This window comes from Gimesia chilikensis (genome assembly GCF_008329715.1).
In the GTDB taxonomy this organism is placed as follows: domain Bacteria; phylum Planctomycetota; class Planctomycetia; order Planctomycetales; family Planctomycetaceae; genus Gimesia; species Gimesia chilikensis.
Genome location: NZ_VTSR01000013.1, coordinates 70,932 through 93,193 on the forward strand (window position 1 = coordinate 70,932; position 22,262 = coordinate 93,193).

Annotated in this window: 16 protein-coding genes; 9 read left to right on the top strand and 7 right to left on the bottom strand. The window is 54.6% G+C overall.

Features of this window, described 5'->3' with window-relative positions:
• Nucleotides 1-29: 29 nt before the first annotated feature.
• Nucleotides 30-1,421, bottom strand: coding sequence for an RtcB family protein (locus FYZ48_RS18235; protein WP_149342958.1), 1,392 nt, complete (start codon nt 1,419-1,421; stop codon nt 30-32).
• A 666-nt stretch (nt 1,422-2,087) separates the two neighbouring features.
• On the opposite strand from FYZ48_RS18235, the gene FYZ48_RS18240 reads away from it, so the two are divergent.
• Both FYZ48_RS18240 and FYZ48_RS18245 read left to right on the top strand, forming a co-directional pair.
• Nucleotides 2,088-5,297, top strand: a complete 3,210-nt coding sequence (locus FYZ48_RS18240; RefSeq protein WP_149342960.1) for a DUF1553 domain-containing protein — start codon at nt 2,088-2,090, stop codon at nt 5,295-5,297.
• An 87-nt stretch (nt 5,298-5,384) separates the two neighbouring features.
• A complete protein-coding gene (locus FYZ48_RS18245; RefSeq protein WP_145439435.1) occupies nt 5,385-6,860 on the top strand; it encodes a DUF1501 domain-containing protein in 1,476 nt (491 codons plus the stop codon).
• A 77-nt stretch (nt 6,861-6,937) separates the two neighbouring features.
• Here FYZ48_RS18245 and FYZ48_RS18250 read toward each other — a convergent pair whose 3' ends face one another.
• Nucleotides 6,938-7,735 carry a sialate O-acetylesterase gene (locus FYZ48_RS18250; protein ID WP_242022700.1) on the bottom strand — a complete coding sequence of 266 codons (798 nt, stop codon included), beginning with the start codon at nt 7,733-7,735 and terminating at the stop codon, nt 6,938-6,940.
• A 121-nt stretch (nt 7,736-7,856) separates the two neighbouring features.
• On the opposite strand from FYZ48_RS18250, the gene FYZ48_RS18255 reads away from it, so the two are divergent.
• Together FYZ48_RS18255 and FYZ48_RS18260 are read left to right on the top strand one after the other, a co-directional pair.
• Nucleotides 7,857-8,786: an alpha/beta hydrolase gene (locus tag FYZ48_RS18255; protein ID WP_149342962.1), complete on the top strand. Its 930-nt coding sequence runs from the start codon at nt 7,857-7,859 to the stop codon at nt 8,784-8,786.
• 56 nt (nt 8,787-8,842) lie between these two features.
• Nucleotides 8,843-11,806, top strand: a complete 2,964-nt coding sequence (locus FYZ48_RS18260; RefSeq protein WP_149342964.1) for a PVC-type heme-binding CxxCH protein — start codon at nt 8,843-8,845, stop codon at nt 11,804-11,806.
• Between the two features lie 7 nt (nt 11,807-11,813).
• Here FYZ48_RS18260 and FYZ48_RS18265 read toward each other — a convergent pair whose 3' ends face one another.
• Nucleotides 11,814-12,584 (bottom strand): SDR family NAD(P)-dependent oxidoreductase, encoded by a 771-nt coding sequence (locus FYZ48_RS18265; RefSeq protein WP_187782104.1) that lies wholly within the window; start codon nt 12,582-12,584, stop codon nt 11,814-11,816.
• A gap of 438 nt (nt 12,585-13,022) precedes the next feature.
• Here FYZ48_RS18265 and FYZ48_RS18270 point away from each other — a divergent pair, with 438 nt between their 5' ends.
• The 3 genes from FYZ48_RS18270 to ndk all read left to right on the top strand — a co-directional run bounded on the left by FYZ48_RS18270 (nt 13,023) and on the right by ndk (nt 15,415).
• Complete coding sequence (locus FYZ48_RS18270) at nt 13,023-13,418, top strand: ArsR/SmtB family transcription factor (RefSeq protein WP_145037667.1); 396 nt, start codon at nt 13,023-13,025, stop codon at nt 13,416-13,418.
• A gap of 145 nt (nt 13,419-13,563) precedes the next feature.
• Nucleotides 13,564-14,742, top strand: a complete 1,179-nt coding sequence (gene carA / locus FYZ48_RS18275) for a glutamine-hydrolyzing carbamoyl-phosphate synthase small subunit (protein WP_149342967.1) — start codon at nt 13,564-13,566, stop codon at nt 14,740-14,742.
• A gap of 205 nt (nt 14,743-14,947) precedes the next feature.
• Complete coding sequence (gene ndk, locus FYZ48_RS18280; protein WP_145037663.1) at nt 14,948-15,415, top strand: nucleoside-diphosphate kinase; 468 nt, start codon at nt 14,948-14,950, stop codon at nt 15,413-15,415.
• Between the two features lie 93 nt (nt 15,416-15,508).
• Here the strand turns inward: ndk and sucD are convergent, their stop codons facing one another.
• Nucleotides 15,509-16,387 (bottom strand): succinate--CoA ligase subunit alpha, encoded by an 879-nt coding sequence (gene sucD, locus FYZ48_RS18285; protein ID WP_145037661.1) that lies wholly within the window; start codon nt 16,385-16,387, stop codon nt 15,509-15,511.
• Between the two features lie 112 nt (nt 16,388-16,499).
• Nucleotides 16,500-17,687 (bottom strand): ADP-forming succinate--CoA ligase subunit beta, encoded by a 1,188-nt coding sequence (sucC, locus tag FYZ48_RS18290; protein ID WP_145181358.1) that lies wholly within the window; start codon nt 17,685-17,687, stop codon nt 16,500-16,502.
• A 259-nt stretch (nt 17,688-17,946) separates the two neighbouring features.
• Here sucC and FYZ48_RS18295 point away from each other — a divergent pair, with 259 nt between their 5' ends.
• Nucleotides 17,947-18,378, top strand: a complete 432-nt coding sequence (locus tag FYZ48_RS18295; protein WP_149342969.1) for an RbsD/FucU family protein — start codon at nt 17,947-17,949, stop codon at nt 18,376-18,378.
• 953 nt (nt 18,379-19,331) lie between these two features.
• On the opposite strand, the gene FYZ48_RS18300 is transcribed toward FYZ48_RS18295, so the two are convergent.
• The gene (locus FYZ48_RS18300) at nt 19,332-20,618 is read right to left on the bottom strand and encodes an adenylosuccinate synthase (protein WP_145037655.1); all 1,287 of its coding nucleotides are present in this window, start codon (nt 20,616-20,618) and stop codon (nt 19,332-19,334) included.
• Nucleotides 20,619-20,855: 237 nt separating this feature from the next.
• On the opposite strand from FYZ48_RS18300, the gene FYZ48_RS18305 reads away from it, so the two are divergent.
• The gene (locus FYZ48_RS18305) at nt 20,856-21,236 is read left to right on the top strand and encodes a response regulator transcription factor (protein ID WP_149342971.1); all 381 of its coding nucleotides are present in this window, start codon (nt 20,856-20,858) and stop codon (nt 21,234-21,236) included.
• Nucleotides 21,237-21,451: 215 nt separating this feature from the next.
• Here FYZ48_RS18305 and FYZ48_RS18310 read toward each other — a convergent pair whose 3' ends face one another.
• On the bottom strand, nt 21,452-21,961 hold the full coding sequence (locus FYZ48_RS18310) for an REP-associated tyrosine transposase (protein WP_149342973.1): 510 nt from the start codon (nt 21,959-21,961) through the stop codon (nt 21,452-21,454).
• Between the last annotated feature and the right edge of the window lie 301 nt (nt 21,962-22,262).

Consider the following 22,262-nt stretch of genomic DNA (forward strand, 5'->3'; position numbering starts at 1 on the left):
ACCTGCCTGTGTTCCTGCTTTACAGCGAGTCAATCTTCGGCCCGGCTTCCGTCGCCACACATCTTCACCACTTTTGGGTTGAAGCGTGCTACGATTTCCACCAGGTCCTGCTGCTCGGCCATAACCTCATTAATGTTTTTGTAAACACCGGGAACTTCGTCAGCCCCCGCTGAGATTACAGTGATGCCTCGTTTCTCCAGATCGTTTTTCACCGCCTTCCAGCGGTACTTATCCTTCGCTTTGTTACGAGACATGCAGCGTCCTGCACCATGCGATGCCGAGTTCAGGCTCGCTGGATTTCCTTTTCCACGAACCACGAACGCCGGATCGGCCATCGAACCGGGAATCACACCCATCTCGCCTGCTGCCGCTGGAGTTGCCCCCTTACGGTGCACGTAGACCTCCCGGCCGCCGTGCTCTTCCTTCCAGGCGAAGTTGTGGTGATTCTCCACGCCGGAGATCACTTTGCTTCCCAGTAGAGCCGCCACGTTCTTATGGATCACAGCATGGTTAGCTGCAGCGTAGTCGCCCATCAGATTCATCGCTGCCCAGTATTCCTGGCCGGCTTCCGAATCCATGTCCAGCCATGCCAGTCGTCCCAGGTGCTGATGACGCTTTCGCAGTTGCGACTGCGCAATCGCTGAATACGTGCTGCATACCGACGCACCGGTTCCCCGGCTACCGCTATGGCTCAACAATGCCACATATTCACCTGCAGTCAGGCCCAGCTCTGCATCATCTTCCGAAATCGTCAGGACACCGAACTCAACAAAGTGGTTGCCCGAACCCGAAGATCCCAGCTGTTTCCATGCCTTGTCTTTGTTCTGACGTGTCACTTTCGTCACCGTCCAGTCCTGATCCATCACCGCATGATGCTGCTTCTTCTCGTGAGCCGTACCCACGCCGAATACGGTTCCTCGATTCAGCGCCTCGATGAATTGATGACGTTTGTCATCCAGTGCATCAACGGCCGTATCCAGAACCGACAGCTTCATACGGCAGGCGATATCCACACCGACCGCGTAAGGAATCACTGCGTTTTCCAGTGCCAGTACGCCGCCGATAGGCAGACCATAACCGATGTGTGCATCAGGCATCAGCGCAGCGCCGTAGGCCGATGGAACATGGCACGCCAGTTCCATCTGGGAGAACGCACCTTCATCGATGCCATCCTTACCCCAGATCTGGTAATCGATTGGCTCAACAACTTCTTCCGAGTTATCTTCAACCAGCTCTGCAGCCAGGGCTCCGAATGCCTCATCTTCCAGGAAGTCCTCAGGCGCAGCGATGACCTGCTGCATGCGCGCTTTAACTTCCTTACCGCGAATATTTTCATTCGCGACGGCCTGCTGAATCGCCGTCATGGCCGTCTTCAGACAATACTGTGGAACACCCAGTTTCAGTAACTGTCGAGAGTTCATCTCTCTTCTCCTCATACATAAAAAACATTCAGACCCGATTTCCGCTCGGGTCACATATCATTCTATTCCAATTTGTTCTCACTGGACACCGGAGTAGTAAGAAGGTTCCCGGTTTCCGACTTTACCTGGAGAAAAACCGAAAAGTAACTCTGCCTGGGACGCGATCCTTCATTCTTTCTCTGCATATGCCCAAAAACGTCCCATCTCCGCCAACACTCAATCAGGCACTCGCGTAAAACTAACAACAGGTGATCGCACCGGCACGTTGCTACAGACGAAGTCGATAACCGATTCCTGACAGCAAACGAAACACAAAAATCCTGTAAGCTCAGGCAGAAACGCCTGTTAGAATACGCCGCACGGAACTATCGATACTGTAACGAGATACGTCACTTTATCCCGATCCGCGTCTTGCAAAGGCCCGGAACGACGATTAGAATAAATCATTGAACCTGAATTCGGGAACACAAGCATTGCTCCCCCGTTCCCGGAACATCTGCCATCCCGCCTGCTGAACCTTGGGGTTCAGCTACCGCCGTAGCAAACTGATATGGATTGTCGGTCGGACAGGCATCACCAGAGATTCATTGACAAGTTAAGTTTGAAAAGCCCCGTCCCCGGCGGCCGATCATCCACTTGAAAATTACTATCCAGAAGGTGAATGTCATGCTTCTTCTGTGTTCGAGCAAGCGCATCGTCCCTGCTCTCGTTCTCACTTTCCTGTGTACTTCACTCACTCAGGTGAGCGCTGAAAAGACAACAAAAGTCTCCCCAGCCAGAATACGTTCCATCCTTTCGGAAAACTGTTTCCAGTGTCACGGACCGGATGCCAAGAAACGCGCTGCCGACCTCCGCTTCGATACCCGTGACGGCGCCTTTGCCGACCTGGGTGGTCACAAAGCCATTGTGCCCGGCAACCTGAAGGAAAGCGAACTCATCGCCCGCATTACAACCGACGACGGCGACCTCCTCATGCCGCCGACCGACAGCGGGAAGAAACTGAAGCCGGAAGAAATTAAACAACTCAAACTCTGGATCGAACAGGGTGCTCCCTGGCAGGATCACTGGGCCTTCGTAAAACCACAGAAAGCACCACTGCCTTCCGTCTCACAACCGGACTGGGTAAAGAGTCCCGTCGATCAGTTCATCCTGGCGCGGCTCGATGAAGAAGGTCTCAAACCCACTGCCGAGGCTGATCGTCGTACTCTCATTCGACGAGTCACCCTGGACCTCACCGGACTGCCTCCCACGCCGCAGGAAGTGGAATCGTTTGTAAATGACAAAAGTCCCAATGCCTATGAGAAGGTTGTGGATCGACTGCTGCAGTCTCCCCGGTACGGCGAGCACATGGCCCGCTACTGGCTGGACATCGCCCGTTACGGCGACACTCACGGTCTGCACCTTGATAACTACCGCGAAATGTGGCCTTACCGCGACTGGGTCATCAATGCCTTCAATACCAACAAACACTACGATCAGTTTGTGATCGAACAGTTGGCCGGTGACCTGCTCCCGAATGCGACACTCGACCAGCAGATCGCCACTGGCTTCAACCGCTGTCACGTGACCACCAACGAAGGGGGTTCGATTGCCGAAGAAGTCTATGTGCGCAACGTTATCGACCGGGTGGAAACGACAGGCCAGGCCTTTATGGGGCTCACCCTCGGCTGTGCCGTCTGTCACGACCACAAGTTCGATCCCTTTACGAAAACCGAATTCTATCAGCTGTTTGCATTCTTCAATAACCTTGACGGCCCCGCGATGGACGGGAACATCAAAGACTCACCCCCTTCCGTCCGTGTCCCCGATGATGCCCAGTCCAAGCAACTCCAGGCTTATAAAGATCAGATTGCATCCATTGAAAAACGGGGAGCCGACCGCACCAAGGTGAACGAACCCGCGTTTCAGTCCTGGCTCCAGTGGAAGCAGCAGATTCAGAAGACGGGCAGCAACCCCGACCTCTCCATTCCGCAACCCAGCGGTCTGCTGGCTGCTTACTCGCTCGACGAGAAAGAAGGCGACGCCGCTGCAGACAAAACGAACGCCAAAAACAAAGCGTCTGTCAAAGGGGCTCCCAAATGGGTCGCCGGTAAATTCAATAACGGATTCCAGTTCGCCCCCGGCAGCTATCTCGATCTGGGAAAAACCGGACAGTTTGCGAAAGCAACCCCTTTCAGTTATGCCATCTGGGTCAAAACCAACGGCAAAACTTCGGGTCCAATCGTCTCCAGCATTAATCCTAATTCGCGTGAACGAGGCTACGACCTGCAGATCACTAACCAGACCCTCAGTGTGCGTCTGATTGACCGCTGGCCCGGATATGCCGTCCAGGTGCAGACCAAGAATAATGAAATCACGCCCAACCAGTGGCACCACGTCTGCGTGACCTACGATGGTTCCGCGAAAGCCCATGGCGTGACCATCTATGTTGACGGCAAAGAGTCCGAGCTGACTATCTCCTCTGACTCCTTTAAAAATACGACTCCTCTGAACTCGGCCACGATTCTGCTGGGTCATTCACCAACCAAGCAGCACCTGACGAACGGCTTCGTGGACGAATTTCGTATCTACGATCACGAACTCTCAGAAACCGAAGTTAATCAGGTCTACTTCGATCATCAGATTGAACCGGTCCTGAAGCTGGCTGCCGACAAACGTACTCCCCAGCAAACTGAATTGCTGAGACAGTACTATCTGAACCAGTTCGATTCCGAATATCGCAAGCTGCTGGCCGAGAAGGTCAAAGTCAAAGCACAGGAAGAAAAACTGATTGCGTCGCTCCCCACGACACTGATCTTCCGCGAACGCAAGACCATCAAAGAGGCCTTCGATCTCAAGCGGGGACAATACGATCAGAAAGGGGATAAAGTCGATCGGAAAACTCCGTCGCAGTTCCCTGCCATGGCAGCCGAATGGCCCGTCAACCGGTTGGGCCTGGCGAAATGGCTTGTCGATCCCAGTCATCCGCTGACATCCCGCGTTGCCGTCAACCGGTTCTGGCAGCAGTTGTTCGGCACCGGTATCGTCGAAACCAGTGAAGACTTCGGTAACCAGGGTGCCGTCCCCAGTCATCCCGAACTGCTGGACTGGCTCTCCGTCGATTTCCAGGAACACCAGTGGGACGTCAAACGGCTGATGAAACAGCTCGTGATGTCCGCCACTTATCGTCAAAACTCCAGCGTCACCCCGGAACTATATCAGCAGGATCCCGAGAACCGTCTGCTGGCTCGCGGCCCCCGCTTCCGTCTGGATGCAGAAATGTTGCGTGACCAGGCACTCGCCGTCAGCGGTCTGCTCGTTCCCAAAGTAGGTGGCCCCAGTGTCAAACCGCCTCAACCTGATGGACTCTGGTACGCCGTCGGTTACTCCGGCTCCAATACGGTCCGATTTAAACAGGATACGGGCCCTGAGAAAGTCTTTCGCCGCGGACTGTATACCTTCTGGAAACGGACCTCACCCCCGCCGGAAATGTCGACCTTCGATGCACCCAGCCGGGAAGCCTGCACCATGCGTCGCGAACGGACCAACACACCACTGCAGGCCCTGTTGCTGCTGAACGATCCGCAGTACATGGAAGCCGCTCGTGCCTTTGGCGAACGCATGATGAAAGAAGGCGGTTCGTCTCCCGAAGAGCGGATCAGGTTTGCTTACACAATGGCCACTGGTCATCCGATCTCAACGGAAAACCTGACCCTGATTAAACAAACGTTTGATGACATGCTGGCTGAATACCAGAAAGCTCCTGAAGCTGCCAAAGAACTGATTGCTGTTGGCGAGTCCAAACCTGACGAGAAACTGAATCCGCAGGAACTGGCCGCCTGGACCATGGTGGGCAACCTCATCCTCAACCTGGATGAAGTGCTCAATAAAAATTGACGACGTTGTTCTTCATCATTCCACAGCATCCACGCCGGACAGCAACAGCTGCGGCTTAGAACTCAACAGAAATAAACAGGTATCGTCATGAATCCCATGCAGGAACATCTCTCACAGATCACGCGACGTCATTTTTTCAAAGCGGGTGGCCTCGGACTGGGAACCGCCGCCCTGGCCTCTCTCGAGGCCAATCGTCAGCCCTTGCAGGCAGCGAATCCCGAACCGCAGGCGACCGGCGGACTCCCCGATATTCCCCACTTCGCTCCCAAAGCGAAGCGGGCCATCTATCTGTTCATGGCGGGTTCCCCTTCACAGATCGACACGCTCGACTACAAACCGGAGCTCGACAAACTTTTCGACAAAGACCTGCCCGAATCCGTCCGACAGGGACAGCGACTGACGACGATGACCTCTGGCCAGTCCCGCTTTCCGCTGGCTCCGTCGAAATTCAAATTCACCAAACACGACAACGGTGGCGATGGTGCCTGGGTCAGCGAACTGCTGCCTCACACCGCAGGCATCGTCAAAGATATTTCCATCGTCCGCTCGCTGTGGACGGAAGCCATCAACCACGACCCGGCAATCACCTATATCTGCACCGGCAACCAGTTGCCCGGTCGCGCCAGCCTCGGTTCCTGGCTGAGCTACGGGCTGGGTTCAATGAATGAAAACCTGCCTGCCTTCGTTGTTCTCACCTCCACCTGGTCGGGTCGGCAACAGGCCCAGGCGCTTTACAACCGTCTCTGGGGCAGCGGATTTCTGCCGAGTAAATACTCGGGTGTCTCACTGCGTTCGCAGGGCGATCCGGTGTTGTTCCTTTCTAACCCGCCAGGCGTCTCTGCCAAATTGCGTCGCCGCATGCTGGATACCCTCTCGCAGGTGAACCAGAACGAATACGAAAGTATCGGCGATCCGGAAATCCAGACCCGTATCTCACAATACGAGATGGCCTTCCGCATGCAGACTTCGGTTCCCGAACTGACCGACATCACCAAGGAAACCAAAGCCACACTCGACATGTATGGCCCCGAGGTCCATAAGCCGGGCACATTCGCCTATCACTGTCTGCTTGCCCGTCGCATGGCCGAACGGGGAGTCCGCTTCTCGCAGATCTTCCACCGTGGCTGGGACCAGCACGCGAATATCGCAGGCGACCTGCCCAAACAATGTAAGGACATCGACCAGCCGGCAGCCGCTCTGGTCAAAGACCTCAAACAGCGTGGCATGCTCGATGACACCCTCGTCATCTGGGGCGGTGAATTCGGCCGTACGGTCTACTGTCAGGGGAAACTCAGTCGTGAAAACTACGGACGTGACCACCATCCTCGCTGCTTCTCCGTCTGGATGGCTGGCGGCGGCATCAAAAAAGGACAGGTCTACGGGTCGACCGACGATTTCAGTTACAACATCGTCGACAAGCCGGTCCACATCCATGATTTCAACGCAACGATCCTCCAGTGCCTGGGCATTGATCATCGCAAACTGACCTATAAATTCCAGGGCCTTGATCAGCGGCTGACCGGCGTCGAAGAACATCACCCGGTCAAAGACATCCTCGCCTGATCTCCCGTGCTACATACAAAAAAAGAGGCAGTCTATAAAGACTGCCTCTTTTCGTATTCACAGCTTTACAGAATCGCTTACTTCTCAGCAGCCTGCTTCTGCAGTTTCAGCATCTGTGCCGCATAACGCTTGCCGAACTCTCGCTCTGCTTCCGCATTGAAGTGCACCTGATCGCTTTTCGCAGGCAGACCTTTTGAAGAGGCCACCGCGGTAGCAGGCACCGTCTCTGCAATTCCATGCAGCGACTTGTTGACGGTCTCGGCACCGGGGCGTGTGAAAAACTCCCCCAGTTCTCCCATAACGAACGGCATGTCCGGTTCGTTCAGATCTTTGCGCAAATCCGCGATCATGCCCGAAAGTCGCTTCTGGTATGAGTTATACAGCTTGGGATTGGAAGAATCCCCTTCCCCCTGGTGCCAGATCGCACCTTTAATCTCGCCATACTTCTGATTCTCTTTCGCCAGCTTGACGGCACGCTCATACAGATCGCCCCCTTTGACCCAGCGACTGAGGGGTGTTCCGCCCACGGCTGCGGGGATCAGACCAATCGTCACACCCGGCTTTGCATCAGCAATCACGGGACCAAATCCGGAACCGGGCCCCACGCCGGCAATCTTGGGTTTATCGAAGTGCAAAGGATCGGTAGCTGGCACCCATTTCCCCTGCTTGTCGAGTTTCAACACCCGGGGATGTGCCTTGTTAGTCGCGGGATCGACTTTCCCCCGACCAGCCATATTTGACTGTCCGATCAGCAGATAGATTTCAAATTTTTCCTTGGGAGGTAACTGAGACGCTTTCTCTTCCGCCCGGGTTGTACTCAGAACCGTAAACAGCCCCATGAACAGGGCCACACTCAACAGCAGTTTAATTTTCATTTTTTGGGATTCCAGCCTGAAAAGAAAAGACAATTCGATCATACTTTCATTTACTATAGAAGGTCATCCAATGGGATATCAAGCAACCGGTTTCAAGTTTTACAGAAGGAATCTCTGCAGCATGAATTTCCGTTTCACAATCGCGCTCATCGCTTGTACCCTCTTAGCCGCAACGCAATTCGCGGGCTTCGAGTCCTCTTCTCCCCTCCGGGCAGCAGAACAGAAACAGAAAAAGAAAGCCAACTCCCCCAAGACCGGCTGGAAACCGCTCAAGGATGCGGAATTCAAAGTCTATAAAAAAACCGACCAGGGCGATCTGCATCTGAATATTTTCAAACCCGCTGACTGGAAACCCGGCGACTCCCGTCCTGCGGTTGTCTTCTTCTTTGGAGGGGGCTGGCGGAGTGGAAATCCCAGTCAGTTTGAACCTCACTGCCGTTACCTCGCCTCGCGTGGCATGGTCGCCTGCGCGGCCGAATACCGCATCAAATCCAAGCACGACACCACCCCCTTCGAATGCGTCGCCGATGGTAAATCAGCCGTCCGCTGGATTCGCGAACACGCTGCAGAACTGGGAATTGACCCCAATCGCATCGTTGCCGGAGGCGGTTCGGCCGGTGGACACGTCGCCGCCTGCACGGGCACGGTAACTGGTTTCGATGAACCGAACGAAAACAAAAAGATCTCTTCCGTCCCCAATGCGATGGCTCTGTTCAACCCGGTCGTTGACACCACCGAAACCGGCTGGAAAGGGGGACCGCAACAGCTCGGAGAACGTTGCAAGGAAATCTCTCCCATCCATTTCGTGCGGAAGGGGGCCCCACCTACGATTATTTTCCACGGCACCGGCGACACAACAGTACTTTTCGAAAACGTCGAACGCTTTAATGATCAGATGAAGCAGAAAGGTAACCGCTGTGAGCTCATCGCTTACCCGGATCAACCGCACGGTTTCTTCAACCTGAGTCGTAACAAAAAGAACTACGAAGACACCATCGTGAAACTGGACGCGTTTCTGACCTCGCTGGGCTACCTGCCTCCTCAAAAATAAGTCCGCTGGCGACATCCTGAAACATCCTCCCTCAATCCCAACCAGGATCTGACGACATGACCGGTCTTTCCCCAGCCCGACTGTTGGCCTCCGTTCTCCTGTTCTCCGCTGTCTGCAGCCTCTCCCCCCTGGCAGCAGCGGAGATCAAACCGCCCCGCTCGCTTGATCCACGGATCAAGATCGAACTTTTCGCGGCCGAACCGGATATCGTCACTGTCACCGGTCTCACCGTCGACCAGCGGGGACGCGTCTTTGTCGTCGAAAGTCACACTCACTTTCGCCCCGAGAATTACGAGGGCCCCAAAACCGATCGGATTCGATTACTGGAGGACACCACAGGTGACGGTCGTGCCGACCGGATTCAGACGTTCTACGAAGGCTCGACCGAAACCATGAACGTCGCCGCCCATCCGGATGGCTGGATCTACGTCGCCACCCGCAGCTCCATTTTCAGACTGCGTGACAAAGATGACGACGGAAAAGCGGACCTCCGCCAGAATCTGGTTCAACTGGAAACCACAGCCACCTATCCACACAACGGCTTCTCAGGCTTTGCATTCGACTTCTTTAACAACATCTATTTCGGTATGGGAGAAAACGAAGGAGCCGACGCCGAACTCGTGGGTGACTTCGGCAACATTTATTTCACCCTCGGCCAGAATTACGGAGACGATGCAACACTCGTCGGCAAAGGCAGCATCCGCATTCCCGCCCTGCGGGGTGAAGGAGGCGTCTTCCGCTGTCGCACTGATGGCAGTCGCCTCGAACGTATTGCCACCGGCTTCTGGAACCCTTTCCACCTCTGCTTCGATGTCTACGGCCGCATGTTTGTTGGCGATAATGATCCCGGTAATCGTCCCCCCTGTCGCCTGCTGACCATCGTTCAGGGAGGTGACTACGGCTACCGGCGTCGTACACTCGAACCCTTTATCGCAGTCAATGCCGAAACACCGGGTACACTGCCCATGACCTCCTCTACCGGCGAGTCTCCTACGGGTGTCATCTCTTACGAATCGGACCAGCTCCCCGCCGACTATCTTGGCGACCTGCTCGTGGCCAGCTGGGGCGAACACCGTATTGACCGCTACCACCTCACCCCCGATGGTGCCTCGTTCAAAACCACCACACAACCGGTCATCGCCGGCGAGGAACACTTCCGTCCCGCGGGCATCGCCGTTGGTCCCGATGGCTGTCTGTATGTCGGCGACTGGGCCGATCGTTCTTACCCCCTGCATGGCAAAGGACGCGTCTGGAAGATCAGCACCGTAAAACCGGAGTTGTCTCCCCGCGACAACCAACTGACTTCCCCCGACTGGCAGCAACGCCAGAACGCGGTTCGCACCTTACTCGCGCAGAAGAAGCCTGGTATCGACAAGCTCCAAACTGCCCTCGGCAATACCGATCCTCGTGTTCGAGCCGGCGCCTTGAATGCCCTAACCAGCGTTAACAGACTGACGCCCGCACTCATCGCCGACCTGCTCAAAGACAAAGAACCCGGCATCCGCGAACAGGCGGTCACGATTCTTCCCGCCGACCAGGTCGACTTCGCACAGGTTGCCCGGGAAGATCAGTCCCCAGCTGTCCAGGCTGCAGCCCTCAGACGCATCTCAAACAAACAGAGCCTGCCTCTGCTATGCGAACGCCTACACAGCAACGACCCGTTCATGCAACAGGCCGCTCGCGAAGGGCTCCGACAAACACTGACCAACGCAGAGCTCGTTGAGCTGTTCTCCCAGAACGACGATCCCGCCGCCCGGCTGGCAGCAATCTTCCTGCTCAAAGAGAGCAACACCCCAGCCGATGAAAGCCTGCTGAAACAGGCCCTCATAGATAAAAATCCCGATGTGCGATTCGTCGCCGTCGAGTGGATCGGCCGCGATCAGCTTAAACAGTTCCGCGAAACACTGGTCGCTGACCTCGCCAGTCAGGCTACGACCCCCGACCTGCTCAAAGCCTACCTGGCTTCCATCGCGCAACTCGATGGCGTGATGAAAGACTGGACGCGGGGCACGACAGGCGACTGGTGGGTTACCAAATCACAGGCACAACAACTGGCCGCCCGCCTGCTGGATCTTCCCGAAACGTCGCCCGAAGTGTTAAAACAGATTCTGCTCTTCCTGCCCGCGAAACATCCCGCGTTAAGTGAAGCCAAACTGATCACGCTGACGCAATCCACTGACGCGGGAGTCCGTACCGAAGCCATCCGCAGTCTCCGCGAACTCAACACGAATACCGCGCGTCAGCAACTGCTGCAGCTCGCCACTAATTCAAAAGCCGACGCCCACCTCCGCGCGGAAGCCATCATCGGCCTCTCTGCCACTCAACCTGAGAATGTCAGACCCCTGCTCAAGTTGGCTGCTGACACCAACCCGACCGTCGCCAACGAAGCCCTGCGAACACTGCGTGGTGCTTCGCTCAGTCCATCACAACAGACAACGCTGAAACAGCTGGCTGTAGAGAACAACGCGGCCGCCGCTCTTATACAGCGGATTCTGAATCAAAGTCCTGCAGAAACAAAACCGAACCGGGACGAACTCTCCGCGTGGATGCAAACCCTCGCCGGTCCCGCAGACCCCCGCGCCGGTCAGCGTCTCTTCTTTCATCCCCAGGGCCCCGGCTGCTTCCGTTGCCATCAAATCGACGGTCGCGGACAACAGGTCGGCCCCGGTCTGATTCGCACCAATGGTCGCATCGCTTTGAACCGGGAACGTCTGGTCGAAGCGATCATCAATCCCAGTAAAGATATTGACCCCGGCTTTCTCCCGCTGACGATCGTCACCATCGATGGTCAGACCGCCTCGGGCATTTATCACAAGCACAATAATAAGGAGCGTTCGATTTACGACTCCAACGGGAAAATCCGCTCATTCAAAATCGACGAGATCGAAGAAATGGTCCCTTCCCAAACCTCGATCATGCCTAACGGCTTGGTGGACCAGATGACCCTCCAGGAATTTCGTGATCTAATTGCCTACCTGCTGCCGGAATCGAATTCGAAGTCGAAACCTGGTTCCGAGTAATCGCAGCTCAGCGAACGGCGCCCCCATTCACATTGATGACCTGACCGGTGATATAAGCCGCTTCCCGACTGCAGAGAAACCGCGCCATGTTGGCGATGTCCTGGGGAGTTCCCCAGCACTCCATCGGGGTTTCCTGTTTGACCCGCTCCTGCCAGACTTCACTCGCCGATTCCCCCCAGGCCGTCAGAATCCAGCCGGGGGCAATACAGTTCACGCGAACCTTGGGGGCCAGCGAGACCGCCAGCGAACGACTGAAACCCATGATGGCATTCTTACTGGTCGCGAACAGCTCACCACTGGCCCCTTCCATTCCCCGATCCGACTGGTCCCAGCCGATATTCAGTATACAACCATGACCCTGTTCGATCATGCGACGCCCTACTTCACGCGACAGCAGAACGGTTCCCCGCACATCAATATCGAACAGTTTTTCGAGCTTCGCGCCATACTCCAGTTTGGCCTGATCTCCCGTCAGCAGATCAACGCCCGCGTTATTTACCCAAATGTCCAATGCTCCCCATTTCTGAAAAGCTCGATTTATAAAATCGTCATACTTTTCCTGGTGAGCCAGCTCGAGGGAGAGCATCTCCGATTCCCGTCCGCGACTCCGGATCTCTTCCACCACCGCCTCGGCTGCTTGAGACGAATTCCGATAATGGATCAGCACGTCCGCCCCCGCCTCAGCCAGCTCCAGCGCAATGGCTTTTCCGATGCCCGAAGAGGACCCGGTCACCATTGCTTTCTTACCGGTCAAATCGCAGAACGCAGAGACAGACACCACATAACCCCTTACTGACAAGAGACTTATTCACATAAAACAAGTCTTATTTCGCGAATAATTAGATAAACTGGATAAATACTAGTTGACGATCGGGCAGAGCACTACCATAATTGCCAACGAAATAAGGGAGCGGTCTTCAATTTCTGAAATGAAGCGACTCTCCTACGTCACATCTTTCGCCTGTCTGGCAACATTACAAGTAGTAGTTGAATATTTCAGCTGAGATCTGCGCGCCATGTAATACAGGCGATTTAGGGCCACAATGTTTTGAACAATTGGTATGGCCAGCGGTTGGCTGCTTGTTTTTCATGATTTAACTTCCCCACGCTGACGTGAGTGGAACGAACAAATTTGCCCCACAGGCTGGTCACGTATATAAAGTGACCGGTTTTAAACGAGCTCTATTGCATGAATTTAAAAAAGGAAACTAGTGATATGGCCACAAATCTTGTGGATCCGCCCCAGGAAGGAACGACCCAGCGTTTTCCGACGCTGCCAGATCATCTGGAGAAAAACCTCGTTAAAGTTTTCAAACTGCTGTCCGACGAAACGCGACTGCGGATTATGCTTTATCTGGCCCAGGAAGAAGAATTATTCGTAACTGCCTTGTGTGAAAGGCTGAATCAGAGCCAGCCGGCTGTGAGTCACCACCTCGCACTCCTTCGCGACGCAGGCTTAATTGAAGCACGCCGCGACGGCAAACACAACTTCTATTCGATCTGCCGGACCCATTTCCACGCGATCATGGCTGAACTGTTCAACAGTTTTAATGATCCCAATGAGAATATTATCCGCATCGATAATTTCGTCCTCACCCAGGACCTGAGCTGATTCCCTTTCGAATCAATTCAAATTTGAAAAAAACGACCGAAGAGGCCGGCCATCAGCGCCGGTCTCTTTTTATTTGCGCCAATCTTTGATAGAACATATCAGATTTGACCCGAATTTCTTCAATCCCTTAAGATCAGTGTAGACAATGCAGAAAACAGCGAAGTTAGCCCTTGCCGATGGCAGCGTATTCACAGGGACGGCTTTTGGTGCGGACGGAGAAGTCCACGGTGAAGTTGTGTTCAACACGAGCATGACCGGGTACCAGGAAATCCTGACCGACCCTTCTTACTGCGGACAGATCGTCACCATGACCTATCCGCAGATCGGAAACTACGGCATCGCCCCCGAAGATATTGAGTCCGGCGGAATCGCTCTGCAGGGCTTCATCGTTCGTGAGCTCTGCGAAATTCCCAGCAACTATCGCTCGACACAGACTCTTGATGAATACCTCAAAGCCGCAGGCGTCATCGGACTGCAGGGAATCGACACCCGCGCCCTGGTGCGGAAGATCCGAACCTCCGGCGCCATGACCGGCGTCCTCTCCACGGTCGACCTGGATGATGAATCGCTTGTCAAAAAAGCCCAGAGCAGCCCGCAACTCGTCGGCCAGGATCTGGTCAGCAAAGTTCTGCCCGCGGAAGCCCGCGAATGGGATGAAGGCCTGCATCCGCTGGCCCACAGCAGTTCGACTCACTCCCTCTCCGGAAAAACCATCACCAACATGGCCGAAGGGGAAGATCAGGCGGAAAGCAATTACCACATCGTTGCCATCGATTACGGCATGAAGTGGAACATCCCCCGTCACCTGAAACAGCTCGGCTGCCGCGTAACGATTCTCCCCGGAAACTGCACCGCGGAAGACGTTCTCGCCCTCAACCCGGACGGCGTCTTCCTCTCCAACGGCCCCGGAGACCCGGAACCGTTGACCTACGCCATTGAGACGATTCGTAACCTGCTGGGCAAAGTCCCCATCTTCGGGATCTGTCTCGGACACCAGTTGCTCGGACTCGCCTGCGGTTGCAAGACCTTCAAGCTCAAGTTCGGACACCGCGGCGCGAATCAGCCGGTTCTCAACGAAGACACCAGACAGGTGGAAATCACCTCGCAGAACCACGGTTTTGCCATCGATCCTGAAACCATGCCGGACGATGTCGAAGTCACCCACACCAACATGAACGACAACACTGTCGCCGGGCTCCGCCACAAAACTCATGCTGCCTTCAGTGTGCAATACCACCCTGAAGCCTCGGCCGGCCCCCACGACAGCCACTACCTGTTCAAACAGTTTTTTGACAGCATCTGTCAAACACGGGTTTCTTCCTGATCGCCGCATTTTATCCTCTATATCAGGGTTGAAATGAATCGCATTTTTCATTTCAATTCAACCGGCTGGCGTGGAAATTCCGTACCAGCCAGGCATCCCCCGCCAATAAGTTAAGTTTCCCAATACAAAATTCCAGTGAGTACAGCGAGGGAATTCCGATCCCTCCGTTTCATACAGACCATCGACTTGATAGAAAGAACTCCACATGGCTCTCGAACGCACCCTGATCCTGATTAAACCCGATGCGGTTCAGCGCCGGCTCGCCGGCACCATCCTGTCCCGCTTCGAAAACAAAGGCCTCAAAATTGTCGGCCTCAAACTCATGCAGGTCACCAAGGAACTCTCCGCCGAACATTACGCAGAACATGTGGAAAAGCCGTTCTACCCGCTGCTCGAAGAATTCATCACCTCCGGCCCGGTTATTGCCATCGCCGCTGAAGGACCGGAAGCCATTTCCGTCGTCCGCTCCATGATGGGATCCACCAACGGTCGCGAATCCGCTCCAGGCACCATTCGGGGTGACTTTGGCGTCAGCCGCCAGATGAACCTCGTCCACGGTAGCGATGGCCCCGAAGCTGCCGCCCGCGAAATTCCGATCTACTTCAAACCTGAAGAACTGGTCGATTACGAATCCTCACTGAGCGCCTGGGTCTGTGCTGACGACGAAAAATAGTCGTCCGCCGCTCCGTTCAAGTTGATATAACGACAACAGGGCCACCGGTTAAATCCGGCGGCCCTGTTGTTTTTGGCTGTCTGGTAAAGACGATTAAGAGGCTTTCTCAATCGCCCGCTTGACCGCAGCACCCATGTCTGCCGGGCTTTCCGCCACAACAACACCGGCTGCTTCCAGAGCGGCAATCTTCTCATCCGCTGTACCACTACCGCCGCTGATAATCGCACCAGCGTGCCCCATCCGTTTTCCGGGAGGCGCTGTTTTACCGGCGATGAAACCGGCAACCGGCTTGGTCACATGCTCTTTGATATATTCCGCTGCTTCGATTTCAGCGGTTCCCCCGATCTCACCGATCAGCATGATCGACTCGGTCGCAGGATCGTTCTGGAACATCTCCAAAAGATCGATGAAGGTCGTCCCGATAATCGGGTCACCACCAATACCGATCGCAGTACTCTGTCCCAGACCAATGTTCCCCAGCTGCCAGGCCGCTTCGTAAGTCAGCGTACCACTCTTACTAATCAGGCCAACGGAACCGGGCGTATGAATGTAACCGGGCATAATGCCGATCTTGGCGATCCCCGGAGTAATCACACCCGGGCAGTTCGGACCAATCAGGCGACTCGGCTTGTCTTTCAGGTATTCCATCACCCGTACCATATCGGTGACGGGCACACCTTCGGTGATCGCGATGATCAGTTCGATACCGGCATCAGCGGCTTCCATGATCGCTTCGCCACAGAACGGAGGTGGCACGAAGATCAGGCTGGTGTTGGCACCGGTCTTCTCGACCGCTTCTTCCACGGTGTTGAATACCGGGAAACCATCAACCTCGGTTCCCCCTTTACCGGGAGTCACGCCCCCCAGCATCGGTGTGCCATATTCCCGGCACTGCTGGCTGTGAAACAGCCCGGATTTACCGGTGATCCCCTGGCAAATGACGCGTGTCTTTTCAGTAACTAAAATACTCATAATCTGTCACCCTTGCGGGAAATGTGTTTTATTAAAAGATGGCTAAGATCGCTTTTTGCAAAACAACCACGTCACACGAGCGGCGACCTGACAGACAGGTCGCCCGCCTGTACTAAGTACTCAAAGTGGCCACAACCTTCTGAGCGGCGTCGGTCAGGTCGTTTGCGGAAATAATATCCCGACCACTCTCTGCCAGCATCTTCCGGGCGGTATCCACGTTGGTCCCTTCCAGTCGTACCACCAGGGGTACCGTGAAACCAACCTTTTCATAAGCTTCCAGTAACGCGGTCACGATCGTATCACACTTCATGATCCCGCCGAAAATATTCACCAGAACTGCTTTCACATTGTCATCAGCCAGAATGATCCGGAAGGCTTCGGTGACCTGGTCGACGTTCGCTCCGCCGCCCACGTCCAGGAAGTTCGCCGGCTCACCGCCATGATGCTTGATCAGGTCCATGGTGCTCATCGCCAGACCAGCCCCGTTCACCAGACAGCCGATGTTGCCGTCCAGCTTGACGTAGCTCAGGCCGGCATCACCCGCCTGTACTTCCGCAGGATCTTCTTCGGTCAGGTCCCGCAGTTCGTCGAAGGATTTGTGACGGAAGAGTGCGTTCTCGTCGAACGTCACCTTCGCGTCCAGTGCAACCAGTTCACCTTCGCCGGTAATCACCAGCGGGTTGATTTCGGTCATACTGCAGTCGTTATCAATGAAAAAACGGCTCATCTGGCAGAGGAACTTCTCTGCATGACGAACCGTTTTGCCTTCCATTCCCAGCTTGAATGCCAGCTTGCGGGCCTGGAAACCAAGCAGTCCGGTGTGAATCGAGAACGGCTCGCTCAGGATCTTTTCCGGAGACTCTTCGGCGACGACTTCGATCTCCATACCACCTTCGGTCGAGAGAATCATCACCGGGCCGCCTGCTTCACGGTCAATCACACATCCCAGGTAAAGCTCTTTGGCAATGTCCAGCCCCTGCTCGATGAACAGTGTGTTGACCTGCTTGCCTTCTTCCCCGGTCTGCACGGTCACGAGGGTCGATCCCAGCATGCGTTCCGCGTTCTCGCGAACTTCATCTGCAGAACGAGCCAGTACCACACCAGCCTGCTCCGGATGTTCCTTGAAACGACCTTTTCCGCGGCCCCCTGCGTGGATTTGTGACTTCACAACCACCAGCGGACGATCCAGTTTTTCAAATGCGGCCACCGCTTCATCGACGGTCTTCGCTACGATTCCCTCAGGTACGGGAATCCCGACTTCGCGAAACAACTGTTTGGCCTGATATTCGTGAATTTTCATTGATTTTTCAGACTTTCTCCTGAAAACTTGCTACCGGTGAGAAAAAGCGGTGTTCACTCTGTCGAGCCCACAGCTTGAACTCAAGCCATCATAACGGGATCACAGCAGCATATCCAGCAAGCCATCCTCGCCTTCGACGTAAAATTTCTGCATAATGGTAATCACTCTCACAAGCCCCTTTGATTCTGCTTTTTGAGTTGTCAAAATCAGTTCCAGCACACACAACACCAGTCACATAACCACAGCCAGGGTGAACCGCATGCTCAATGGAATTCCTCCCATCATCTCCCCCGACCTGATGTACGTTCTGATGAAAATGGGACATGGCGACGACATCGTCCTCGCCGACGGCAACTTCCCCGCCGACTCCCACGCCCAGCGCATCATCCGCCTCGATGGTCACGGCGTCCCTGAAATCCTCTCCGCCCTGCTCCAGTTTTTCCCGCTCGATACGTTCGTCGATCAGCCCGCCGGCCTGATGAACCCCGTCGACGACCAGGCAGCCGAGCCTCCCATCTGGCAGACCTACCGCGAACTGATCCACCAGCACGATGACCGCGCTCCGGAACTGGAAAAAATCGAACGCTTCGAGTTCTACGAACGCGCCCGCCAGGCCTACGCCATCATCGCCACCAGCGAAACCGCCCTGTACGCCAATCTGATTCTGAAAAAAGGGGTCGTCGTCGAGTAAGGCTTCCCGTTTTTCACTGCACAAACTGAACTTGATCCGCCCCCGCCGCTGCGTATGCTGGTCCCCTCTGGCTCGCGCGCGAGACAGGTGATCGTGCACCGGAACAGCCCCCACCACTGACGCAACAACACCTGAATTCCTGTCGATTTTCACCCGTTTTCCACCTGTCAATCGCGCATCAGTTCTCAATGTTCTCCCCTTTCCAGCCGGTCCAATCGGGACAAACACAGGTCACACAGGGACAAAATCCCGGACAGACCAGGACAAAATCCGGCCACATCGGGACAAAATTCTGTCTTGCCCCCCCGGTGCCGATCGACAGAATCAGACCCATGATCAAAACAGGATGTAGGGGCAGTGCCTGTGTGCCTGCCCGCCTGGCGACCTTCGACTCGAAACAACTTCCAATGGACCTCCATAAACAATTCCCCCCTGAGCGGCAAAGCGCTAGGTAGCGTTTATTTAATAGTTTTCTACGTGATCATAAGGACGACAGCGTTAGCTATGTACGTATCCACCGTGGCCGAGGGTATGCTGTTACTCTTGTTTTCAGGACTTCAACAGCAGAAAAGAAAATTAGCCGCAGGGCATTAGCCCCGGTTGAAACATCTTTGGTATATATCATCCGAATTGAGAAACGCCACCTGGCCACCGGTACAAACAAAACAGGGACAGGAATGATATGCGCAGGCACAACCAGGGAAAGGTAAACATCGAGGACCCGCACCGCTTCCCGACCAGAAAAGACCGGATCTAATCCGAAACACATCGGGTGGGCTCGGATGCAATCCGAGCCGAGCGCAGCGAGCAAGAGGTCCCAGCTGAACCGATCCATCCAGTTCAGAGTCCGAAAAGCGAACGCGCCGGGTGGCACTGTTGGCTCGCCAACAGTGATCGAGCCAACACCTGCCCCATGCTTTAGATAGCAGACAGAAACAGTAGAAACCAGCCGCTTACTTCAGCAGAATCGTCTGTTCCCGGTCGGGTCCGACAGAAACGATCTCAACCGGTTTGCCGATGATATCTTCGATCGCCTTGATGTACGCGATCGCATTCTCGGGCAGATCTTCCATCTTGCGGATGCCGGTGATATCTTCCTTCCAGCCGGGAATCGTGCGATATACGGGCTTGGCCTGCTCCAGATCCAGAATGTGGCTCGGGAAGTCCGTAACCTGCGTGCCGTTCACATCGTAAGCTTCACAGACCTTGAGCTCGTCCAGTCCGCTCAGCACGTCCAGCAGCATGACGGCAATGCAGTCGACACCACTGATATTCGCCCCGTAACGGGTAGCGACAGCGTCAAACCAGCCACACCGCCGCGGACGTCCGGTGACAGTTCCGTATTCATTTCCCACGTCGCGAATCCGCTGGCCGATCTCATCGTGCAGCTCGGTCACAAACGGACCACCGCCCACGCGTGTCGTATAGGCTTTCACCACGCCGATCATCTTGCTGATGTAACGCTCGGAAACGCCACTGCCGTTATGAATCCCGCAGCCGGAACTGTTGGAAGAAGTCACATACGGAAAGGTCCCATGGTCAATATCCAGCAGGCTCCCCTGAGCTCCTTCGAACAGAATCTTCTTCTGCTCGGCAACCGCTTTCAACAGATAAGCACTGGTATCGACGACGTGCGGTTTCAGAGTCTCGGCGTAACCGCAGTACTCTTCAAAGATCGCGTCGACGTTCAACGGCTCTGCTTCGGGATCGAGGGCCTGAAAAATCTTACTCTTATAAGCCACGATTTCTTCCAGACGAGCCCGGAAAAAGTCAGGACGCATCAGATCGCCCATCCGAATAGCATGAGTCCGGCTCGCTTTGTCGCGATAGCAGGTTCCGATGCCCCGCATGGTCGTGCCGATCGCGTTCTCTTTGCGGCTCTTTTCGAAAATGCTCTCTTCCTGCATGTGATACGGGAAGATCACGTGCGCCCGGTCACTGATCAACAGCCGGCTGGGATCAATCGGCCCGTTCTGTTCAACGATAGAGGCGACTTCATTCAGAAACGCCTTGGGATTGATCACCACGCCACCGGTAATGACGGAGGTGACATTCGGATTCAGCACCCCTGCCGGCAGCAGGGAGAGTTTATAGGTCTTGCCGTCAAATTTGACTGTGTGGCCTGCATTATTGCCCCCCAGGTAACGCACCACGATCTCGTGTTGCTCGGAGAGTAAGTCTACAATTTTGCCCTTGGCTTCATCGCCCCACTGTAACCCGATTACCGACGTCGCTGACACAAAACTATCCCATTGCGTGATTTAAGAATAAACAAATAAAGACATATTGATCTCGGACCATCCCGAAACTGGCGCACGCCACGCGCGCACCGGCCCATTTTATCGAACCGGCACCGGTTTGGGGAGCGCCACACGTCCGTTGGATCTTAATAATTGGATTTTCGCCAGCGGGGGTGATATAATACCTTCTGCACACTTCCCCAGCGCGGGCCACACCAGGATTTAAACGCCAGGCTAATGAACACTTCTCCTCAAAAACGTGTCCTCATCATCGACGATGACGAGGGTCTTACAGAGCCTTTACAGCTGGCCATCGAAGCAGAAGGGTATGAGGTGCTCACCGCCCACGATGGTAACGAAGGCCTGATGAAAATCGAACGCGACGCCCCCGATCTGGTCCTCCTCGACCTGGTCATGCCCCGCCGCAGCGGATTTGCCGTCCTCGACAGCATCATCAACAACAAACAGCGGGCCCCCAAAATCGTGATGGTCACCGGCAACAGCGAACCCAAATACCGCGAACTCGCCCTCGACCGCGGCGTCGACCGCTTCATCCCCAAACCCTACCACATCGAAGACCTCGTACAGACGGTCAACGAACTGCTCACTCCAGAGTAATAAACAGCTCCCTTACAAAACGGGTGGGCTCGGATGCAATCCGAGCCGAGCGCAGCGAGCAGGAAACTGACTGTGAAATCTCACAATTAAAGAAACTGGTTCCTGCCAGATCATCACTATTGGCAGCATTGCTCTGAATCGATGCATCCCTCTGACAGTTTCCTGTTGTCTACGACAACCCCGGATTACATCCGGGGCCACCCGGGCAGGTTTCATTACATTGGCCATCCAATCGGCACTCCCACAGATTTTCTCAGCTCGTAAAAGCGAGCAGAGCTCCAGCGCCAATCCACAATTCGTTCCACCAACCCCTTCTTCACCGGGTTCATGTGCATATAAGTCAGCTTCTCTTCCATCTTTTCTTCTGACTCGATCTCAAACGAATAAAACCGTTTTTGCCAGATGGGATCTTCATCTGGAAAGGTTCTGATAACCTCACTTTGCTCGAGTAAGTGCAGCTTGATAGAACGACTTGAGCTCCGCTTCCAGTCTCGGATGAATGAACTAAGCTGACCAGTTTCATGAAACCAGATTAAAGAATGGACATGATCGGGCATGATCACAAACCCGATGCAAACGGCATGATATCTCTCTAATTCATGATTGAGTGCACCGAGCAGAAGTCGTTTGCATTGATCTCGACTCAGATGAGTACGATTTCCAAAGCAGGAAAATGTAACAAAATGCACATATCTCTGATTGTCAAAAATGCGTGGTCTTCCCATTCAGGTATTGTAGCGTGCGTATAGAAAAACACTTCCACAAATAAAAAAATTGGGTGGGCCCGAATGCAATTCGGGCCGAGCGCAGCGAGCAGGAAACTGACTGTGAAATCTTTCAAAGAATGAAACTGATTCCTATCAGATCATCACAGTCGACAGTTCTGCTCTGAATTGAAACATCCCCCTGACAGTTTCCTGTTGTCTCACGACAACCCCGGATTGCATCCGAGGCCATCTATGAAGAACATCTTGTCAAGTGATTTTATTCTTTGCGCATGGATCCCTTTCTGAGACACAATCAAGC

What these genes read in the sequence shown, in the direction of transcription:
- FYZ48_RS18235 (WP_149342958.1), bottom strand. Translation starts at nt 1,421, where the DNA reads ATGAACTCTCGACAGTTACTGAAACTGGGTGTTCCACAGTATTGTCTG.
- FYZ48_RS18240 (WP_149342960.1), top strand. Translation starts at nt 2,088, where the DNA reads ATGCTTCTTCTGTGTTCGAGCAAGCGCATCGTCCCTGCTCTCGTTCTC.
- FYZ48_RS18245 (WP_145439435.1), top strand. Translation starts at nt 5,385, where the DNA reads ATGAATCCCATGCAGGAACATCTCTCACAGATCACGCGACGTCATTTT.
- FYZ48_RS18250 (WP_242022700.1), bottom strand. Translation starts at nt 7,735, where the DNA reads ATGAAAATTAAACTGCTGTTGAGTGTGGCCCTGTTCATGGGGCTGTTT.
- FYZ48_RS18255 (WP_149342962.1), top strand. Translation starts at nt 7,857, where the DNA reads ATGAATTTCCGTTTCACAATCGCGCTCATCGCTTGTACCCTCTTAGCC.
- FYZ48_RS18260 (WP_149342964.1), top strand. Translation starts at nt 8,843, where the DNA reads ATGACCGGTCTTTCCCCAGCCCGACTGTTGGCCTCCGTTCTCCTGTTC.
- FYZ48_RS18270 (WP_145037667.1), top strand. Translation starts at nt 13,023, where the DNA reads ATGGCCACAAATCTTGTGGATCCGCCCCAGGAAGGAACGACCCAGCGT.
- carA (WP_149342967.1), top strand. Translation starts at nt 13,564, where the DNA reads ATGCAGAAAACAGCGAAGTTAGCCCTTGCCGATGGCAGCGTATTCACA.
- ndk (WP_145037663.1), top strand. Translation starts at nt 14,948, where the DNA reads ATGGCTCTCGAACGCACCCTGATCCTGATTAAACCCGATGCGGTTCAG.
- sucD (WP_145037661.1), bottom strand. Translation starts at nt 16,387, where the DNA reads ATGAGTATTTTAGTTACTGAAAAGACACGCGTCATTTGCCAGGGGATC.
- sucC (WP_145181358.1), bottom strand. Translation starts at nt 17,687, where the DNA reads ATGAAAATTCACGAATATCAGGCCAAACAGTTGTTTCGCGAAGTCGGG.
- FYZ48_RS18295 (WP_149342969.1), top strand. Translation starts at nt 17,947, where the DNA reads ATGCTCAATGGAATTCCTCCCATCATCTCCCCCGACCTGATGTACGTT.
- FYZ48_RS18305 (WP_149342971.1), top strand. Translation starts at nt 20,856, where the DNA reads ATGAACACTTCTCCTCAAAAACGTGTCCTCATCATCGACGATGACGAG.
- FYZ48_RS18310 (WP_149342973.1), bottom strand. Translation starts at nt 21,961, where the DNA reads ATGGGAAGACCACGCATTTTTGACAATCAGAGATATGTGCATTTTGTT.